Annotated in this window: 18 protein-coding genes, 1 tRNA gene and 1 pseudogene; 9 read left to right on the top strand and 11 right to left on the bottom strand. The window is 46.4% G+C overall.

The window, feature by feature from the left end; all coding sequences use genetic code 11:
* Window positions 1-239 precede the first annotated feature (239 nt).
* Window positions 240-482, bottom strand: coding sequence for a CDGSH iron-sulfur domain-containing protein (locus tag NC796_RS25575; RefSeq protein WP_310688664.1), 243 nt, complete (start codon window positions 480-482; stop codon window positions 240-242).
* Window positions 483-653: 171 nt separating this feature from the next.
* Between NC796_RS25575 and NC796_RS25570 the strand changes: the two genes are divergently transcribed.
* Both NC796_RS25570 and NC796_RS25565 read left to right on the top strand, forming a co-directional pair.
* Window positions 654-1421, top strand: a complete 768-nt coding sequence (locus tag NC796_RS25570; RefSeq protein ID WP_310688663.1) for a type III pantothenate kinase — start codon at window positions 654-656, stop codon at window positions 1419-1421.
* A 119-nt stretch (window positions 1422-1540) separates the two neighbouring features.
* Window positions 1541-1894 (top strand): four helix bundle protein, encoded by a 354-nt coding sequence (locus NC796_RS25565; RefSeq protein WP_310688662.1) that lies wholly within the window; start codon window positions 1541-1543, stop codon window positions 1892-1894.
* A gap of 28 nt (window positions 1895-1922) precedes the next feature.
* Here NC796_RS25565 and NC796_RS25560 read toward each other — a convergent pair.
* Window positions 1923-2439, bottom strand: a pseudogene (locus NC796_RS25560) (MarC family protein).
* A gap of 252 nt (window positions 2440-2691) precedes the next feature.
* On the opposite strand from NC796_RS25560, the gene NC796_RS25555 reads away from it, so the two are divergent.
* Window positions 2692-3165 carry a GAF domain-containing protein gene (locus NC796_RS25555; RefSeq protein ID WP_310688661.1) on the top strand — a complete coding sequence of 158 codons (474 nt, stop codon included), beginning with the start codon at window positions 2692-2694 and terminating at the stop codon, window positions 3163-3165.
* 361 nt (window positions 3166-3526) lie between these two features.
* A complete protein-coding gene (locus NC796_RS25550; protein ID WP_409070423.1) occupies window positions 3527-4843 on the top strand; it encodes an ammonium transporter in 1317 nt (438 codons plus the stop codon).
* 261 nt (window positions 4844-5104) lie between these two features.
* Here the strand turns inward: NC796_RS25550 and NC796_RS25545 are convergent, their stop codons facing one another.
* Window positions 5105-5518, bottom strand: a complete 414-nt coding sequence (locus tag NC796_RS25545; RefSeq protein ID WP_310688659.1) for a DUF6567 family protein — start codon at window positions 5516-5518, stop codon at window positions 5105-5107.
* Between the two features lie 184 nt (window positions 5519-5702).
* On the opposite strand from NC796_RS25545, the gene NC796_RS25540 reads away from it, so the two are divergent.
* On the top strand, window positions 5703-6455 hold the full coding sequence (locus tag NC796_RS25540) for a pirin family protein (RefSeq protein ID WP_310688658.1): 753 nt from the start codon (window positions 5703-5705) through the stop codon (window positions 6453-6455).
* A gap of 187 nt (window positions 6456-6642) precedes the next feature.
* On the opposite strand, the gene NC796_RS25535 is transcribed toward NC796_RS25540, so the two are convergent.
* The 4 genes from NC796_RS25535 to NC796_RS25520 all read right to left on the bottom strand — a co-directional run bounded on the left by NC796_RS25535 (window position 6643) and on the right by NC796_RS25520 (window position 8601).
* Entirely contained in the window at window positions 6643-7281 is a 639-nt protein-coding gene (locus NC796_RS25535) for an FMN-binding negative transcriptional regulator (protein WP_310688657.1), read from the bottom strand.
* An 88-nt stretch (window positions 7282-7369) separates the two neighbouring features.
* A complete protein-coding gene (locus NC796_RS25530; RefSeq protein WP_310688656.1) occupies window positions 7370-7621 on the bottom strand; it encodes a hypothetical protein in 252 nt (83 codons plus the stop codon).
* 98 nt (window positions 7622-7719) lie between these two features.
* Complete coding sequence (locus NC796_RS25525) at window positions 7720-7983, bottom strand: hypothetical protein (protein WP_310688655.1); 264 nt, start codon at window positions 7981-7983, stop codon at window positions 7720-7722.
* Window positions 7984-8160: 177 nt separating this feature from the next.
* A complete protein-coding gene (locus NC796_RS25520; protein WP_310688654.1) occupies window positions 8161-8601 on the bottom strand; it encodes a hypothetical protein in 441 nt (146 codons plus the stop codon).
* Between the two features lie 312 nt (window positions 8602-8913).
* Between NC796_RS25520 and NC796_RS25515 the strand changes: the two genes are divergently transcribed.
* Window positions 8914-9186: a GIY-YIG nuclease family protein gene (locus NC796_RS25515; RefSeq protein ID WP_310688653.1), complete on the top strand. Its 273-nt coding sequence runs from the start codon at window positions 8914-8916 to the stop codon at window positions 9184-9186.
* A 329-nt stretch (window positions 9187-9515) separates the two neighbouring features.
* A complete protein-coding gene (locus NC796_RS25510; protein ID WP_310688652.1) occupies window positions 9516-9914 on the top strand; it encodes a DoxX family protein in 399 nt (132 codons plus the stop codon).
* A gap of 182 nt (window positions 9915-10096) precedes the next feature.
* On the opposite strand, the gene NC796_RS25505 is transcribed toward NC796_RS25510, so the two are convergent.
* The 4 genes from NC796_RS25505 to NC796_RS25490 form a co-directional block, all read right to left on the bottom strand.
* Window positions 10097-10792 (bottom strand): type 1 glutamine amidotransferase, encoded by a 696-nt coding sequence (locus NC796_RS25505; protein WP_310688651.1) that lies wholly within the window; start codon window positions 10790-10792, stop codon window positions 10097-10099.
* Window positions 10793-10852: 60 nt separating this feature from the next.
* Window positions 10853-11605: a YggS family pyridoxal phosphate-dependent enzyme gene (locus NC796_RS25500; protein WP_310688650.1), complete on the bottom strand. Its 753-nt coding sequence runs from the start codon at window positions 11603-11605 to the stop codon at window positions 10853-10855.
* Window positions 11606-11618: 13 nt separating this feature from the next.
* Window positions 11619-11689, bottom strand: a tRNA-Cys gene (locus tag NC796_RS25495).
* Window positions 11690-11734: 45 nt separating this feature from the next.
* A complete protein-coding gene (locus NC796_RS25490) occupies window positions 11735-12484 on the bottom strand; it encodes a hypothetical protein (RefSeq protein WP_310688649.1) in 750 nt (249 codons plus the stop codon).
* A gap of 108 nt (window positions 12485-12592) precedes the next feature.
* On the opposite strand from NC796_RS25490, the gene cynR reads away from it, so the two are divergent.
* On the top strand, window positions 12593-13483 hold the full coding sequence (gene cynR / locus NC796_RS25485) for a transcriptional regulator CynR (protein WP_310688648.1): 891 nt from the start codon (window positions 12593-12595) through the stop codon (window positions 13481-13483).
* Between the two features lie 466 nt (window positions 13484-13949).
* Complete coding sequence (locus NC796_RS25480) at window positions 13950-15164, top strand: tyrosine-type recombinase/integrase (protein ID WP_310688647.1); 1215 nt, start codon at window positions 13950-13952, stop codon at window positions 15162-15164.
* The last annotated feature ends 687 nt before the right edge of the window (window positions 15165-15851 follow it).

Below are 15851 nucleotides of genomic sequence, written 5' to 3'. Positions count from 1 at the left end.
TGTCTGCTTATAGAAGACTACCTCGCAATACATCAACGAAGCTAACCAAGCAAGCAGTACTACCATGTAAGTGACAATCTACATATTATAATTTGAGCCTTGACTTTTTACATAGAAGGATGACACAAAGGCTACTTTTTAACTGCTAAACGCGTTAGGAGTGCTCATATCCATTGCGCGGGAATTAATTCCCGCGCTAACGATTAAGACTAATTATTGAAGCTTAAAGGTATTCACTTTTAGTCACCCAGGTCAGAGTGAGTGCCGTCGCAAAAAGGTTTGGACCCGGAGTGCTTGCAGCCGCACCATGCTACCGTCTTGGTTTCCTCAATCTGTTCCACAATCGGGGAAAACTCCGTCCCTTTGTGAGACCCATCGCAATAGGGCTGATTGTCAGATTGCCCGCAGGCACACCATGCGTAGTTCCCGGGTTCAATCTCCATTACAAATGGGCTGTCTTGTGCTATATTCGGTTCTGCCATAGTCAAAAGGATGTGTTTTGATTCAAAATTTCCGTTCTTAGCATAGCAGGATCAGTTTAATAATCCAAATTACAATATCGCTGCAACAAGCTTATATACAATGGCTTAGCAGGGAATATGGTTATCGAGACAAGTAATTATTGTTTAAGATTTATTACTTAAAACTAACTTATGCTATTAGCTGTAGATATCGGGAATACGAATATTGTGGTCGGAATTTCTAATGATGAGGCGTGGACAGACACCTGGCGGATCCAGACGCTAACGGGCCGAACGCCGGATGAGTACTCCATCATCCTGGACAACTTTTTTGAGCAGTCGGGACAGCGCTATAATCAGCTTGATGCGGTCATCATCAGCAGCGTGGTGCCACAGCTGACCCCTTCGTTTAAATCCATCCTAAAACAGAAAACCGGCTTTGTCCCCCTGGTCCTCGATGGAACCCTGGATACCGGTATCGCCATTCGTGGCCGGGAGCCGAAAACGATCGGCGCCGACTTGCTGGCTGATGCCGTGGCTGCTTACGACCATTTTGGGGATTCATGCATCGTCGTGGATTTTGGATCCGCAACCACTGTTATGGCGATTGAAGCTCCCGGCGTGCTGCTGGGCGGGGCGATCTGCTCGGGGTTAAAAATTACGGCGGACGCCATCGTGGAGCGTACGGCGCAGCTCCCGCAAATCCCACTGGAACTGCCCGAAAAAGCCATTGGACGCAATACCCAAGAAGCGATGCAGTCCGGGCTGGTGCTGGGACATCTCTGCATGGTGGAGGGGCTCATCGAACGAATGCAGAAAGAGCTTGGGCAGAAAGTGAGCGTCATTGCTACCGGTGGCCTTTCTACCACTATCGCCCATCACACCGACTATTTTGATGCCGTGGACCCGATGCTGACGCTAAACGGTATGCGGCTGGTGGCGGAACGTGAAAAGAAGTAAGAAGTGAGAAGGAAGAGGGAGAAGGGGGGACTTTCCCCCAAAAGTTCCATATAAATGTTATGTTATGTTATGGGCTTAAAACCTCAATTATCACCTGAAGTTTGTCAAGGAGAGACGCTATGTTAGATCTTAGCCATAAACAACTTACAGTATGGAAAAAAGGACTCACACTGGTAAAATTAATCTATAAGTTTACTTCTTCTTTTCCATCAGAAGAAAAATTTGGTTTGACAAGTCAATTACGGAGGGCTTCGGTGTCTGTAGTTTCCAATATTTCAGAAGGGGCTGCCAGGAAATCGAACAAAGAAAAAAGAAGATTCTATGAAATCGCAAGATCTTCACTCGTGGAAATAGACGCTCAGCTAGAGATAGCAATAGCACTGAACTACGTTGATAAAGAACATCTTGCACAAGTTTCGGGTTTACTTAACGAGATGTTCGCAATGCTCTCTTCATTATGTTCCAGAAGTTAACCCCTTCTTGCTTCTCACTTCCACCTCTTCACACACCAAAAAAATCGGCTATCCCATTGATAACGAACTGAACTGCAATGGCCAGCGCAATGAATCCCATCATCCGGGTCATCACGTTCATGCCCGACTTGCCCATGAGATGAGCGCGACGAGAATAATTGCCACTGTTATCAAAAGATAATCAAGGAACGACTCCAGCTGTGTGGCCAGCCCAATCACTACCGCGATGCTGCCGGGTCCGGAGAGCAGGGGCATAGCCAAGGGACTAAAAGAGATATCCTCTTTCACTTTAGCCGACTCCTCATCCTCCCGCGAAATTTTACGCCCCGGCTCTTCCGGGCTTAGCATGGTGAACGCCGCCCTCATGATGATCAATCCGCCGGCAATGCGTATCCCGGGCAAGCTGATACCAAAAAACTCATGATATAGGTACCAGCAAACAGAAACACCACCAACACCAGGAACATGTAGAAAGAGGCTTTCTTAGCCAGCCAGCGCCGATGTGCATCGTCGTCGCCCTCAGTAAGAGAAAGGAACGCCGGCATCACTGCCAAGGGATTGGCAACTGAAAAAATGGAGGTAAAAGCTGCGACAACAAATGAGAATGCTCCCAAAAAGTAACCTGAAAAGGGGAACGGATCCTGCAGGAAAAGTTCAATCATAAGTGAGAAAATATAGATAAAACAACCTGGAATATTAACACGTTATAACAGTGTCTCCTGCTTTTTGGGGAATGGTTTTTATTAATATTAGATTATGATCAATGCACTGGTACGAAATTTAAACATGCTGTAATTATGAGTACTACGACCGTTCAAAACAAAGAACAAATTATTACAAAAGTCGACGAAATTTTGGATCGCCAGGTTTCCAGGGATGAGAAACTGTTCGCTATCTGTGAGCTACTGGATGATGACGTAGACGTATTCGACTGGGTTGGCTTTTACCTGGTGGATCCCGAAGCCGAACGTGAACTTGTTTTGGGGCCATATGTGGGTGAACCCACCGACCACACGCGCATCCCGTTTGGAAAGGGAATATGCGGGCAGGCTGCGGAATCACTTGAGACGTTCGTAGTACAGGATGTGAGTAAAGAAGACAACTACCTTGCCTGTAGCATTGATGTCAAAGCTGAAATCGTCGTCCCAATTTTAAAAGACGGAACACTGCTGGGTGAACTCGACATCGATTCTCACACCAAGGGATCCATCACGGAAGATCATCGCGATATGCTGGAAGAGATCTGCCAGAAAATTGTCAAGGAATTTTAAAGCATTTACGAAACTGCATTGCGGTTCCCAGTAGGTGGAGAAGTACCACACCGGCATTTCCCCACTTGTTTCTTTTCTATTTCTGGCTGCCCCCCTCTCAATAGCCGGCATAGGCAGGCCATCAGGCAAAGCCCCTCCCAAGCAACACAGGCAGGGAACGCCTTTGGTGTACTCAAGGGTAAAGTTCCGAAGGCTGAAGAATAGTCCAACCTAAATAATTTAAAGCCCAACCAGCCGCCTATGGCCCAAACACCACAATTGCATTATTTTTTTAGAAAAAATACTAAATACTATTAAATAATTTAGTTATACTTGCGGCGGGAAATCTTTAATAACTAAATGAAGGGTATTTAACATGTCGATGACTAAACGATTCGCAATCGTTCCATTCGCATTATTAGCATTAGTGGTTGTGCTAAGTTTAATTTTTCCGGGTCTGCCTGACGGTATGGCTTCTGTCGAAAACCTTGAGGGGGGCGATATCGCCTGGATGTTGGTATCAACTGCGTTAGTATTAATTATGACTCCGGGGCTTGCCTATTTCTATGGCGGGATGGTCAGGAGAAAAAACGTGCTCTCCACCATGCTCCAAACCTTTATTGCCATGGCGCTCATTACCATTTTGTGGGTAGTTGTAGGATTCAGCATGGCTTTCGGTGAGAGCTTTGGTGGTGTAATCGGGAACCCCAGCACCTTTTTTATGCTCGATGGGATTCTGAGCCAGGACCCATGGGTTGCGGCTCCCACTATTCCACTGGTACTGTTTGCCATGTTCCAGTTGAAATTCGCAATTATTACTCCTGCACTTATAACCGGTGCATTCGCTGAACGAATTCAATTTACGGCCTACCTGCTGTTTATCTGCCTGTTTTCACTCTTTATCTACACACCACTGGCGCACGCTACCTGGCATCCCGATGGGCTGCTGGCAAGCTTCGGTGTGCTCGATTTTGCCGGTGGAACAGTTGTACACATGAGTGCCGGTTGGGCCGCGCTGGTTTCTGCACTCTACCTGAAGAGAAGAAATGAACCGGTACATAAACCATCTCATATCAGTTATGTCATTTTAGGTACCGGGCTGCTCTGGTTCGGCTGGTTTGGATTCAACGCCGGTTCCGCTTTTGGAGCCAACTCGCTGGCTGCCACCGCCCTGGCCACCACCACCTGCGCCTCGGCTGCTGCAGCTTTTACCTGGATCATCTTTGATGCAGTTCGTGGTAAAAAGCCATCGGCTATGGGAACCTGTATTGGCGCTGTTGTGGGACTCGTCGCCATCACCCCGGCTGCCGGCTTTGTTTCTATCACGCACTCCCTGACTATAGGTATTGTTACTGCGGTAGTAAGTAACATCATGGTGGAAATTCGCACCCGCACCGGCATCGATGACACGCTGGATGTATTCCCCTGCCACGGCGTCGGTGGAATGATGGGAATGCTGCTGACCGGTGTTTTCGCGCACGAATCGATAAACTCAGCTGTAGTAACCAACGGCTTGGTGTTTGGAGAAACAGGGCTCTTCATCTCCCACCTGGTAGCGCTGATCGTCGTATCGATCTTCGTTATTGTTGGCACCTGGATACTGCTTAAAATCACTGACCTGATTATCCCGCTTCGAGTAACGCATGAAGAGGAGGAAGAAGGACTTGATATCAGTCAGCATGGAGAGTCCTTGGCCTAGTACAATAGAACAGTTTCTATCTGCTCAAAAGGCCTCTCCCCGAATTGGGGAGGGGCCTTTTTGTTGAATACAATGTTATCATTGCTTCCTTATTTATCTGGTTTCTACGACGAAACAATGGGTTGGCATATGAACAGCAGTTTTCTCGCATAGTGCCTATCACTTGCGCGGGAATTAATTTCCGCGCTGGATAAGGTAGAATCCTGTATCAGCTGGAACGATCGAAACTGAACAGTACAGACCAGGCCTGTTAATCGCCTCCTAGTCGAACTCAATAATATCTGCCCGTACCATCACTTTCACTTTTGTGTAAACCAGGGCGTTGATGATGTCGGCATCGTACCGAACGTTTGCCAGCGCCAGGTTTGCGCCTTCAATACTGCCGTGCTCCTCTTCATATCTGTCCCACAAGTTTTGAAGGGCATCGGCATATAACATTTCTGATCCCTGAATCCGGGCAATGGCGATGGTATTGGCCATCATGCCATAGGAGTAGCTCAATCCAAGGATATACTCAGATTCCGCCTCACCGGACATGTTGGCGGCAACAATCGTAAAATTATTTTCTTGCAGGTTTACGCTCGTCCTGTTTGTAGCCACAAATGCGCCCGAGTTCGTACATCCCTCCAACAAAACCAGCGCCAAGATTGCGATAACAGAGAGGTACTTTTTCATTGGTTTTCGCCTTTCTCGATAAATTAATCTTTAACAATGGAGCATATTTTACTTCCCGATCTTCTCGGAGTTTGCAGGGGAATCCCTCATATAAAAGTAGTGTCCTCCCCTCCGATTGAACTTGAAACTCTTGGCGACTTGATCAGGTTCAATATGCGTGTAACATCAATCAAAACTATACAGCATGCCGACAACAGAATTGGAAAACAAGATTCGCATTCGTCGCAGCAGTGAACGTGGCTTTGAAGATTTTGGCTGGACCGACAACTGGATGACCTTCTCATTTGCCAATTATCACGATCCCAACTGGACCCGCTTTGGCCCGATTCGCGTTATCGTGGAAAACCACATTCAACCGCACAAGGGATTTGAATCTCACCCCCACCGCGACATGGAAATATTAACTTATGTTTCCAGCGGCGTGCTTACCCATGGTGATAACATGGGGAACAAGGAGGGAATTCGTGCCGGAGAGATGCAGCGGCTTTCAGCTGGCAAAGGCATTGTACACAGCGAGATGAATGAGCACGACGAGGTAGAGCATAACATCCAGATCTGGATTCTGCCCGATCAAAAAGGTCATGAGCCCGGGTATGAAATGAAGCGCTATGAGAAAGCGGAGCGCACCGGCCGGCTCCGGCTGTATGTGTCACCTGAGGGTCGGGAAGAATCAATGAGAATCAACCAGGATGCAGAGATCTATGCGGGTATCTTACAAAAAGGCGACCTTTATGAGCATGATTTGAAACAGGGACGCGGCGCCTGGCTCCAGGTCGTGCATGGCACGATCAGGATAAATGATGACGTTGTGCTCTACCAGGGTGATGGCGCCGGAATAACCGATTTGACAAAGCTTGAGCTGGAGGCTATGGAAGAATCGGAACTGATACTGTTTGATGTGGCGATGGAGTTTAAAACGCCTTACCGTATTGATTAACTATCTAAAACATTTGAGGTTAGATTCACTGCGCGTCCAGATTCACGCAGTTGTTATCGGCGTTGATTTAGTGGTTAGAATATATATCAATGAAATAAACTTTGCGGGATCCTGAAACGAGTTCAGGATGACACCCAGGTTTTAAAACGCCAAGCACATTATCTGAACTTGAGAACAATGTTAACCGTCAATTGTTTCCTTTCTCTTCCTCCAGGTGGTTTTTCATAATATCGGCAACCTTCTGTTTAGCCGGCTTCCCGGTGGAGGATAAATGTGCTATCACCCCTCGGCGATCTTCGTCAGAACGGTTTTGATTGAACTTCATTTTTCCCTCGATCTCTTCAATCGGTATCTCAAGGCCGACGATCGCCTTCAGCATGGAATCCAGTTTGTGCTCAACCAAATCCATACTCCAGCCCCCTTCCTGGTCCGACTCATGAAGCTCCACAAGCTCAGTGACAATAGTATGTAGCCGACTACGATCCTCAATTACGCGCGGTTTTCCATAAACATGTACGGCCCCGTAGTTCCAGGTGGGGACGGACGCTTTTTTTTCATACCACGACGGAGAAATGTAGCTATGAGCTCCCTGGAATATGGCCAGTGCTTCAGTATGTTCATTCATACTCCGCCAGTGCTTATTGGCTCGGGCCATGTGTGTCACCAATGTTCCATTCGGTCCCCGATCCGGATCAATCGTAAACGGCAGATGGGTGGCCTGGGGTTTACTATCGCCCTGGGAGATAAGAATGCCAAAATTATTAGCCTGGATCAGCTCTTGCAATACTTCACTTCTTGTTTCTTTAAATGAACTGGGGATATACATAATTATCGTACTCGCATTAATGATATATCTGTCAACCAAATTATATCATTGTGATGATTCCTGTAAAAGAGGGTTTTGAAGAACCACCTCAAAGACTGAAAAAAGAATCTTTCGGGTAGAGCGCCAGCTGTCCCCATACAGTCATGGAGGTAATGTTACTCCCATCAATGACATAACTTTTGATACAAAAGTCTGAAATGTGCGTGGCAATCTCAACGAGAAGCTGTAGGTCTTCGTAGTTACCGCCGCTTGTGTAGTGCCTGCTTTTCCCTTCTCCGCAAACATTGGGTCCTGTTATATCATCTCCCTCAAAAAAGGGATGCGTATGTACAATTCCCACCAGGTTCGATGGATCTCTTTCATAAAATCCGAAGGGAATTCAATACTACATGGAAAAACGGACCAGTCCTCAGGGAAAGGGATGACCCCATATCCACCTTAATCATTTAGCACAATCCATACTCCCTGTTCCCTGCGTTCCTTCATGGAGCGATTTGTGCGGGATTTATGCCACAGCCTGGAAAATGCATTCCTGATGTCAATATCATCGATGATACGACTGTATTTTTGGCACGGTGTGGACCGACTACTATTGGGACAGGTTAGTAATATCGGAGATTCCGAGAAGTGTTGGCGTTTTGGCTTTTCTTTGAGACCGATGATGAGAAAAAGAGTGAGTATCCAAAGTGTCGAATATTTCATGGCAACCCGTAGTGAATTAAAGTGTACTACGGGCAGGATAAACCATTCACCGGCAAATAGTGGCTAAATTCGAGGCTTACCCGATTTTGAACGACATACAGATACCAATGCCTCTGGTCGCCCACAACTGGGGTTTCGTCGACTTTCCTTTGCCATTTCTATTTGCAAAGGTTCTTCTTAATAGCCTCCACCGCCGTTACCGCCGGATGATGGATTGCCTTGGGTCACGGTATGGGTAAAACTGTCCCTGTTTATCCATACCACCTCGGTACTTGGGGCCACGGTAATTTGTGCTGGATTAAACTGCGTATTTTCCATCAGCACGGTATCCCGTTCGCTGACTTCTGCATCACTGGATACCGTAACCTGACCCTGCATGTCCGGGGAATGAATGCTGCAGTAATACTCAACCGTTCCAACCTCTTCAAATGTATAGCTGAAACTGCCGCTTTGGTTAATCTGGCCGCTGTCAAAAGCAGGCTGTGTATTACTCCCATTTCCTGTGTTATTACCCGGTTCCGCTGAATCGGTACTACAACCGGCAAAAATCAATGTCATTACTGAAAAAACAACAATGGATATCGGATAAGAATGGCGTCTGCTGTTTACTATTTCCATAATGTAACTCTCCACTGTAAATTGATTAAATATTTAAAAGAGTCACTCTGCTATAAGCTCCTTCATTAGTCCATACAAGGAGAAACATGGAATGGTTGCCTACTAGATAATAATTAGGGTATTAAGCGCCTTCACTGAGTGGCAGCGAACCACATCTAGTCCCTCAAGCCCTGGCTGTCTTACAATTCAACAGTTCAACAACTCGACATTTAAACGTCCGGGGTATGAGCATTAAATTTAATACCTTTCCCCTTTCGACCTTGGACTTTTAGACCTTCGACCTACGGAACTTTAACACAGATGCAATCTACGATGAGTAGCTGGTTCGTTTATATGATTCGCTGTACCAATGGGAACCTCTACACCGGTAGCACTAACGATGTGATCAGGCGCTGGCACCAGCACAGGCAGGGTGATGGAGCAAAGTACATGCAGCGAAACGAGCCGGACGAGCTGGTATTTGTTGAGGAGCATCCCGACCGGTCAGAAGCCTGTAAACGGGAATACCAGATCAAACAATTTCCCAAAAAGAAGAAGGAGTCGCTGATCAAAAACAGGTACCATTCACCTGATATCACATCTTAATTCCAGCAACCTGATATAACGGCTTCTCAACACGCTACCAGTATCTTTACTCGCTTGGATAGGCCACAATACCGCCGTAATAACAGTGCGAGGCTATCGCGAAGACTATGCAAGGTATTAGTTAGTTTTCACCGATGCCTGGTAGTCTCTATTTGTCTGTCATTTCGGTACGTTTAATAACAACTATTTTCTCTTTTCTACCCTTCATGTCCAATCAAGCCAATACTTACAACATTGTTAGCTTCTAAAAACTCTGTAAGTACTTACGAATAGTCAGAATAACAGGTAGTTTTGCCAATCCACAATCATAAATCCCACAAAAAACTGTTATGGAAAAACAAGAAATACCTGTTATAAAAAATTTAAAAAAAGGAATTCATTGGATTGCGATAGCCGTCTTGGTATACATATTCGGATACGCCGGGGTTTATAAAATTATTGGCGTCCAGAGCATGATGGAGAACATGGCGTCGATAGGCTTTGGTCCAACGCCAACGATGCTTATTGGACTGGCAGAAACGACCGGGGTGGCCGGGGTTATTATCGGCTTGTTTTACCGTCCAGCGAAAATAATCTCACTGCTGGGGCTGCTGCCGTTTGCGATCGGTGCATTCACCGTGCATATGAGCTATCACCACTCGTTTCCAGTTTATCTAAACTCGCTGCTGGTTTGTATTATGCCCCTGGTTATCCTGTGGGCAGACGAGGAGTTTACGTTGCAATACTAGCCGGAGTTTGCAGATGCTCTTTGTAATCCCGGACGCTGAATCTCGTAAAAATGATATCCTTTGATATAAATTTGAACCAAATCAACGTCTTCAAAGCTTACGAGATCCTGAAAGAGATACTGAATCAAGTTCAGCGCAGTGGTTCAGGATGACACCAAACAGTAAACGTATTTTCTATTCGATTAATCGACAAAAAAGCGATTTAGCAGCTGCTTCATTATTTGATGATTCTCAGCAAAGTAATTCCCTTTCAGCATGGCCTCTGCATCCTGGATAAATCGGCCATTGGCTTCTTCCAGCTCCCTACTGCTGTTCCCAATTAACGTGGTCAGACTGTTTTTGGTCATCTCCAGGTGGAATTGCAGGCCCAAAACGTGATCATCTATTAGGAATCCCTGGCTATCACAACCCTCACTGCTTGCCAGTGGCAGCGCATTACCCGGGAACTCAAACCTATCTCCATGCCAGTGGAGCACCATTTGCCGGGCAGGTAAAAAAGAAAAACCAGATTCTTTCCGTACGGACTGCGACCAGTCAACCGGGAACCAGCCAATCTCTTTTTCCGCCATGGGCTCAACTTTTGCTCCCAAAGCATCGGCGATGAGCTGGGCACCCAGGCAGATCCCCAAGACTTTCTTCTGCCGTGAGATACAATCCCTGATAAACGCTTTTTCCTCTCCCAGCCAGGGATATTCCCTTTCATCACCCACCCCCATGGGACCGCCCATGACCACCAGGGCATCGAACTCTTCCACCCCGGGCAGGGCTTCCCCTTTAAAAAGCTGGGTGCCGGTCAATTCATATCCTTGTTCTACGGCCCAGGTTTGGATATAGGCTGGACCTTCAAAATAGACGTGTTGCAGGTAGTGTATCTTCATCTCAGGATTTCAATATATGTTTATACCGGATCTGCAGAAATTACAGACTCCTCGTTTTTATCAGTGTAAATCCGTGGTTGATTCAATTCCCGGCCAGTAGTACGAATCGGGTGTACTTCGCTCACCGAATATAGCGCGGCCCAAGCGAATCATGGTAGCACCCTCCTCAATGGCCAACTCAAAATCGTTGGTCATGCCCATCGACAAGTGCTCCATCTGAACGCCTTCCAACTGTTCAGCTGCAATGGCATACCGTATCTCACGGAGCTGGCGGAATCCCGCCCGAACTTTCGGCCAGTCATCAGAAAACAGCCCGATCGTCATCAGGCCCTTAATATTCAGCCGCTTATATTCGGAGGCTTTTTCCACAAACGCAAGGGCCCGGGAGGGATGAATCCCATACTTACTGTCTTCCCCGGAGGTGTTGACCTGAATAAGCACGTCCATAGTCTTATCTACTTTTTTGAGGCGCCGATTCAATTTTTGCACAATCTTCATGCGATCAATTGACTGGATCATGGAGGCAAAACGCACTACCTTGTTCACCTTATTACTCTGCAGGTGACCGATAAAATGCCATTGAAGTTCAGCGGCGTACTCATCCAGTTGCTCGATTTTTTCTTCTGCCTCCTGCACACGGTTTTCTCCGATGATGGGATATCCGAGACGAGTCGCTTTCAATATACGTCCCGCCTCCACCGTCTTTGTAGCCAACACAATCTGAACATCCTCCGGGCTTCGTCCCACCCGCCGACAGGCATGGGCAATACGTTCCTGAACCTGCTGGATATTATGTTGAATTAAATTCGCCACACAGAAATAATTGAGGCGATGGATGGATTCGAACCACCGTAAGAGCGTTGCAAGCTCTCCCCTGACCACTCGGGGCACATCGCCGTAATTGGGATTATCTTATTGAACCTGGAGGATTCTATTTTACCTTTACTTTTGAACGCCATACGGCAGACTCAAATCACCAGAAAGCACTTCAAAAACAGAGTATACTCCCAGCATCGGCTGGTTCGAACCGGTGGAGACCTCCATATAGGCAGCCACACCATCGTAGTTGAATGATGTTTTGTGGTTTACACGCTGTGCCGGTACTGCAACCTTCACGGAATGCCCCCGAAATACCACTGAAAAACCGGGCGAATCCAGATACATCGGCATGCCGGGATTGGTGGGCGGCAGCACTACGCTCTGGTCCTCCTTTTTGTACTCCTTTACGGCAAGTCCGCCCGCCACACGCTTATCTTTCACCAGCACCACCCAATGGGTATGAAAAATTTGGCCATCGTTTTCATAATTGAGGTCGTTGTCCTCGTCCCAAAGCGGGGTGTCGTCAAAGTCGGGGTGTGACGTTACAGCAAAAGCCAGAATACCCTCTACATCGCCGAAGCCCACATCGGTGGGACTCAGCGTGGTGGGAAATACATATCCAAGAACGGATGCGCCGTTCATCTGTCCGGCTGGTTCAGGTGTGGTATTTCCGGCAGTGCCCTCCACCTGCATTTCAAAGATCAGCAGGTCGAGCCCTTCCATGTAGCGGACCCGGGCCTCCGTGAGATCCATATCGGTAGTATTGAGACTGGCTATCTCTTTTTTTGAGGCTTTCTGAGCGTAGCTACCCGAAACAATGGCAACTTGCAAGATCAAGAGCACCAAAACGAAGTATTCAGTTCGTAGCTTCATAATTTCTTTTCCAGGTTTTGTTTTTGTTGGAAGAGGAAACTAGCTGGATTTTTATCATAAGTCTATCAATATTTACTTCTACTTATCATAAGTAAAACTTATATCTCAATGGAACTGCGTCAACTCAAATACCTGCTATCAATTGCCGAGGAGGGCACCTTCACAGCGGCGGCTGACAAACTGTTTATCTCGCAATCGGCCCTTTCCCAGCAGGTCAAAAGGATGGAGGAAGAACTCGGCGTACCGCTTTTTGACCGCTCCCGGAATAGGCTGCAATTTACAGAGGCGGGTGAACTGCTCCATCAGCGGGCCAAGCGCATCGTCAAAGAGGTGGACGAAGCCAAGCAAGCTATCGATGAGCTGGAGCAGCTTTATCGCGGCACGTTGAAAATAGGGGTGGTACAGACTGTCAACGCCTACCTGATCCCGCATGTGGTATCTTCCTTTTCTTCGCAGTACCCGGATGTGGGACTAAAACTGGAGGAGCTCTCGGCTCCACAGGTTGAAAAGAAGCTGCACGAACATGAGCTGGACCTCGGCATCAGCTTCCATCCGGCGGATTACCCCGAACTGGGGTTTAATGGTCTGTTTGATGAGGAATTACTGCTGATTATAAATGGGCAGCATTCACTGACCGATAAAGAGGTCATTGATGTAGCAGAACTCGACCGACAAAAGCTTATCCTGCTTTCGGAGGGGTACTGCACGAGACGAATATGGGACCGCTGCGCTATGGAAGCTGGTATTGAGCCCGATGTTGCGATAGAGATGAACACGATCGGTGGGTTACTCTCAGCCCTGGAAGGAAACAGTACTGCGGGAACCATCCTGCCAGCGCTGACCATGAAAATGAAAGCGGCAGAGCAGTTAAAGTCCGTCCGGATCAAAAATCCTACCCCAAAGAGAACGGTTGGACTACTCTGGCGTAACGGGGGATACCGGAGTAAGGCGGCCCGGAAGTTTGCCGATATTTTACAGCACAAAGTGGATGAAATTTAACAGCCCCCTCCAACTTGAGAACAAATTTCTTAATAATAAATCCAGCGGCCAGCTTTCCAGCGGAGAGAATTTGTCGTGCCACAAGAGGTTTGGTATCGAAAATATCACAACAACATGACTGTAGTCAAGTACAAACCATACATAGTGGGGGGGGGCACCTTTCTGAAATAAGCTTAGTTTAAGGCGGGAAGTATGTAGAAAATAAATAAGCCCCTAACTCTTTGAAAGTTAGGGGGCTTACGAGAAGCGATCCGGACGAGATTCGAACTCGCGACCTCCTGCGTGACAGAATGTTCAAAACGGATTTCTTACCATTACATAACATTAAATTTTAGCTGTAAACTATTGTCTATCATGCCATTAAGCGGTACTTTAGATTTCAGATAATTACGTGGCATTAACCCATTCTGTTGTCCCCCTGTTGTCCCCGAGACTCTGGGACAACAATATTTAAAATAGAATCATCATGGCGAATAAAAATTTAACAGACCCATTTATACGAAACTTAAAACCACCCAAAAAGAGAACAGAAATTTACGATAATCTGATTACTGGATTGGCTATTCGAGTGACGCCCACCGGCCACAAATCATTTGTCTATCGTTATCGCATTAAGGATAAGGTAAAACGTTTTACCATTGGAAGTTTTCCAAAAATGGGATTATCGACAGCCCGGGAGGAGGCCAAAAAGCTTTGGTTTGATATCAGCAATGGTATTGATCCCCTGGCGGAAAAAAAGAAACAAAAGAGCAAACCAGATCCTACCCTATTTAACGAACTGGCTCAGGAATTCAAGGAGAAGTATCTCCCAACTTTACGGGAGAAAACCCAAAAAGAATACAAGCGGATAGTCGATAACGAGTTAGTTCCGGCTTTAGGGGATCTACCCATAAAAGAAGTGTCCAAGCATGAAATCATAAGCATGTTAGATGACAAGGCTTTTGAAGATGGATCCCCGACCATGGCCAATCGGATGCGGGCGCGCCTCTCCAAAATGTACGCGTTTGCGGTAGGAAGAGGATTGGCGGAATATAACCCGGTATCTACGATCCCCACGTATCAGGAGGGAGAAAACAAAAGGGATCGATATTACACCGAGAAGGAGATTAAAAAGCTGTGGGAGGCCTTTGAGAACCAAGACGAACCCGCCCGATCCATTTTTAAACTGCTGCTGCTTACCGGCCAGCGGAAAGGAGAAACCTCTCGCATGCGTTGGGAATGCCCACAGGGAGACTTGTGGACCATTCCGGCTGAAGATGCAAAGGGAAAGCGGCCCCATGACGTACCATTACCACCAGCAGCAATAGACATTCTAAAAGAAATTAAATCCCAAAAGAAAAAATCCGATTACGTGTTTGAATCTCCAGTCATCGAAGGAGAGCCCATCCAGGAATTAAAACGCGTGGTGGAGAAAATACGGAAAGAATCCAAAGTAAAGGATTTTCGTCCGCATGACCTGCGGCGTACCGCGGCTACCTATATGGCAAAACTGGGTATCGACCGAACCGTCTTGGGAAAGATACTTAATCACAAGGGATTGGCCGGGGACGGACAAGTGACGGCTATTTACGACCGCCACAGCTATATGGAAGAGAAAAGAAATGCCTTAGAATTATGGGCTAAGCACCTAGTGAAAATTTTGTCAGGGAAAAAGAAGTCAAAAAGTTTCAAAATAGAATGAGATGGTTATAGGGCTCTTTGACCATTCTTAAGAATGGTCTTATAGTTTACATGACTTACTCAAGAATGTTTCTGGGTACACATCTATTGTCGTATCCAGCTGTCGTGAATTAAAGCTTTTTCAAAGTTTACTTCATAGGCCATGCCTATGAAATAATGAAATGCATTTCATGTGGTTGAATAATACATTTCTATAGCCTAGAAAACAGGAACTAGAGAACCTTATTCATAATATTGTTAGCAAAAGACCCTTAACCTGTCCGATTCGAAGTCTTAACGAGATAGGCTAATAAGTTCTTCATAATCATATTTTTTTTTGCACCTACCATTTGTACTACCGGACGGGAAGACTGTGAAAACTATTCATTACTTAATTTTTTCTGCATTCTCTAGCTTCTTTTTTGTCAAAGGGAGATCAAAAGATCTGAGAGGAATCGAATCCCAACCTTTTGGTCCCAAGACAATGCGGTAAAATATTCACAATAAAGTTACTGTAGAACACCAAATCAATCTCAGCGCAGGCACCGTAAGCCCATACCGAGATTTTGAAATACTGAAACACTAGTACTTAGATTCATAAATCAGCGTAATTATCCGACAGCTTTCCCGGTTTGACGAACTTCTTTTTCCATTCAAAGGGTGCGGCCTGTTTATTGTGCGCTTTGGTAAACGCATCGATCGTCCGGCG

Source organism: Aliifodinibius sp. S!AR15-10, from assembly GCF_031569985.1.
Classification (GTDB): domain Bacteria; phylum Bacteroidota; class Rhodothermia; order Balneolales; family Balneolaceae; genus JAMQKA01.
This window is presented reverse-complemented; position numbering and strand designations above follow the sequence as displayed.

Coding starts and splice junctions, on each gene's coding strand:
- NC796_RS25575 (WP_310688664.1), bottom strand. CDS start 482: ATGGCAGAACCGAATATAGCACAAGACAGCCCATTTGTAATGGAGATT.
- NC796_RS25570 (WP_310688663.1), top strand. CDS start 654: ATGCTATTAGCTGTAGATATCGGGAATACGAATATTGTGGTCGGAATT.
- NC796_RS25565 (WP_310688662.1), top strand. CDS start 1,541: ATGTTAGATCTTAGCCATAAACAACTTACAGTATGGAAAAAAGGACTC.
- NC796_RS25555 (WP_310688661.1), top strand. CDS start 2,692: ATGAGTACTACGACCGTTCAAAACAAAGAACAAATTATTACAAAAGTC.
- NC796_RS25550 (WP_409070423.1), top strand. CDS start 3,527: ATGACTAAACGATTCGCAATCGTTCCATTCGCATTATTAGCATTAGTG.
- NC796_RS25545 (WP_310688659.1), bottom strand. CDS start 5,518: ATGAAAAAGTACCTCTCTGTTATCGCAATCTTGGCGCTGGTTTTGTTG.
- NC796_RS25540 (WP_310688658.1), top strand. CDS start 5,703: ATGCCGACAACAGAATTGGAAAACAAGATTCGCATTCGTCGCAGCAGT.
- NC796_RS25535 (WP_310688657.1), bottom strand. CDS start 7,281: ATGTATATCCCCAGTTCATTTAAAGAAACAAGAAGTGAAGTATTGCAA.
- NC796_RS25525 (WP_310688655.1), bottom strand. CDS start 7,983: ATGAAATATTCGACACTTTGGATACTCACTCTTTTTCTCATCATCGGT.
- NC796_RS25520 (WP_310688654.1), bottom strand. CDS start 8,601: ATGGAAATAGTAAACAGCAGACGCCATTCTTATCCGATATCCATTGTT.
- NC796_RS25515 (WP_310688653.1), top strand. CDS start 8,914: ATGAGTAGCTGGTTCGTTTATATGATTCGCTGTACCAATGGGAACCTC.
- NC796_RS25510 (WP_310688652.1), top strand. CDS start 9,516: ATGGAAAAACAAGAAATACCTGTTATAAAAAATTTAAAAAAAGGAATT.
- NC796_RS25505 (WP_310688651.1), bottom strand. CDS start 10,792: ATGAAGATACACTACCTGCAACACGTCTATTTTGAAGGTCCAGCCTAT.
- NC796_RS25490 (WP_310688649.1), bottom strand. CDS start 12,484: ATGAAGCTACGAACTGAATACTTCGTTTTGGTGCTCTTGATCTTGCAA.
- cynR (WP_310688648.1), top strand. CDS start 12,593: ATGGAACTGCGTCAACTCAAATACCTGCTATCAATTGCCGAGGAGGGC.
- NC796_RS25480 (WP_310688647.1), top strand. CDS start 13,950: ATGGCGAATAAAAATTTAACAGACCCATTTATACGAAACTTAAAACCA.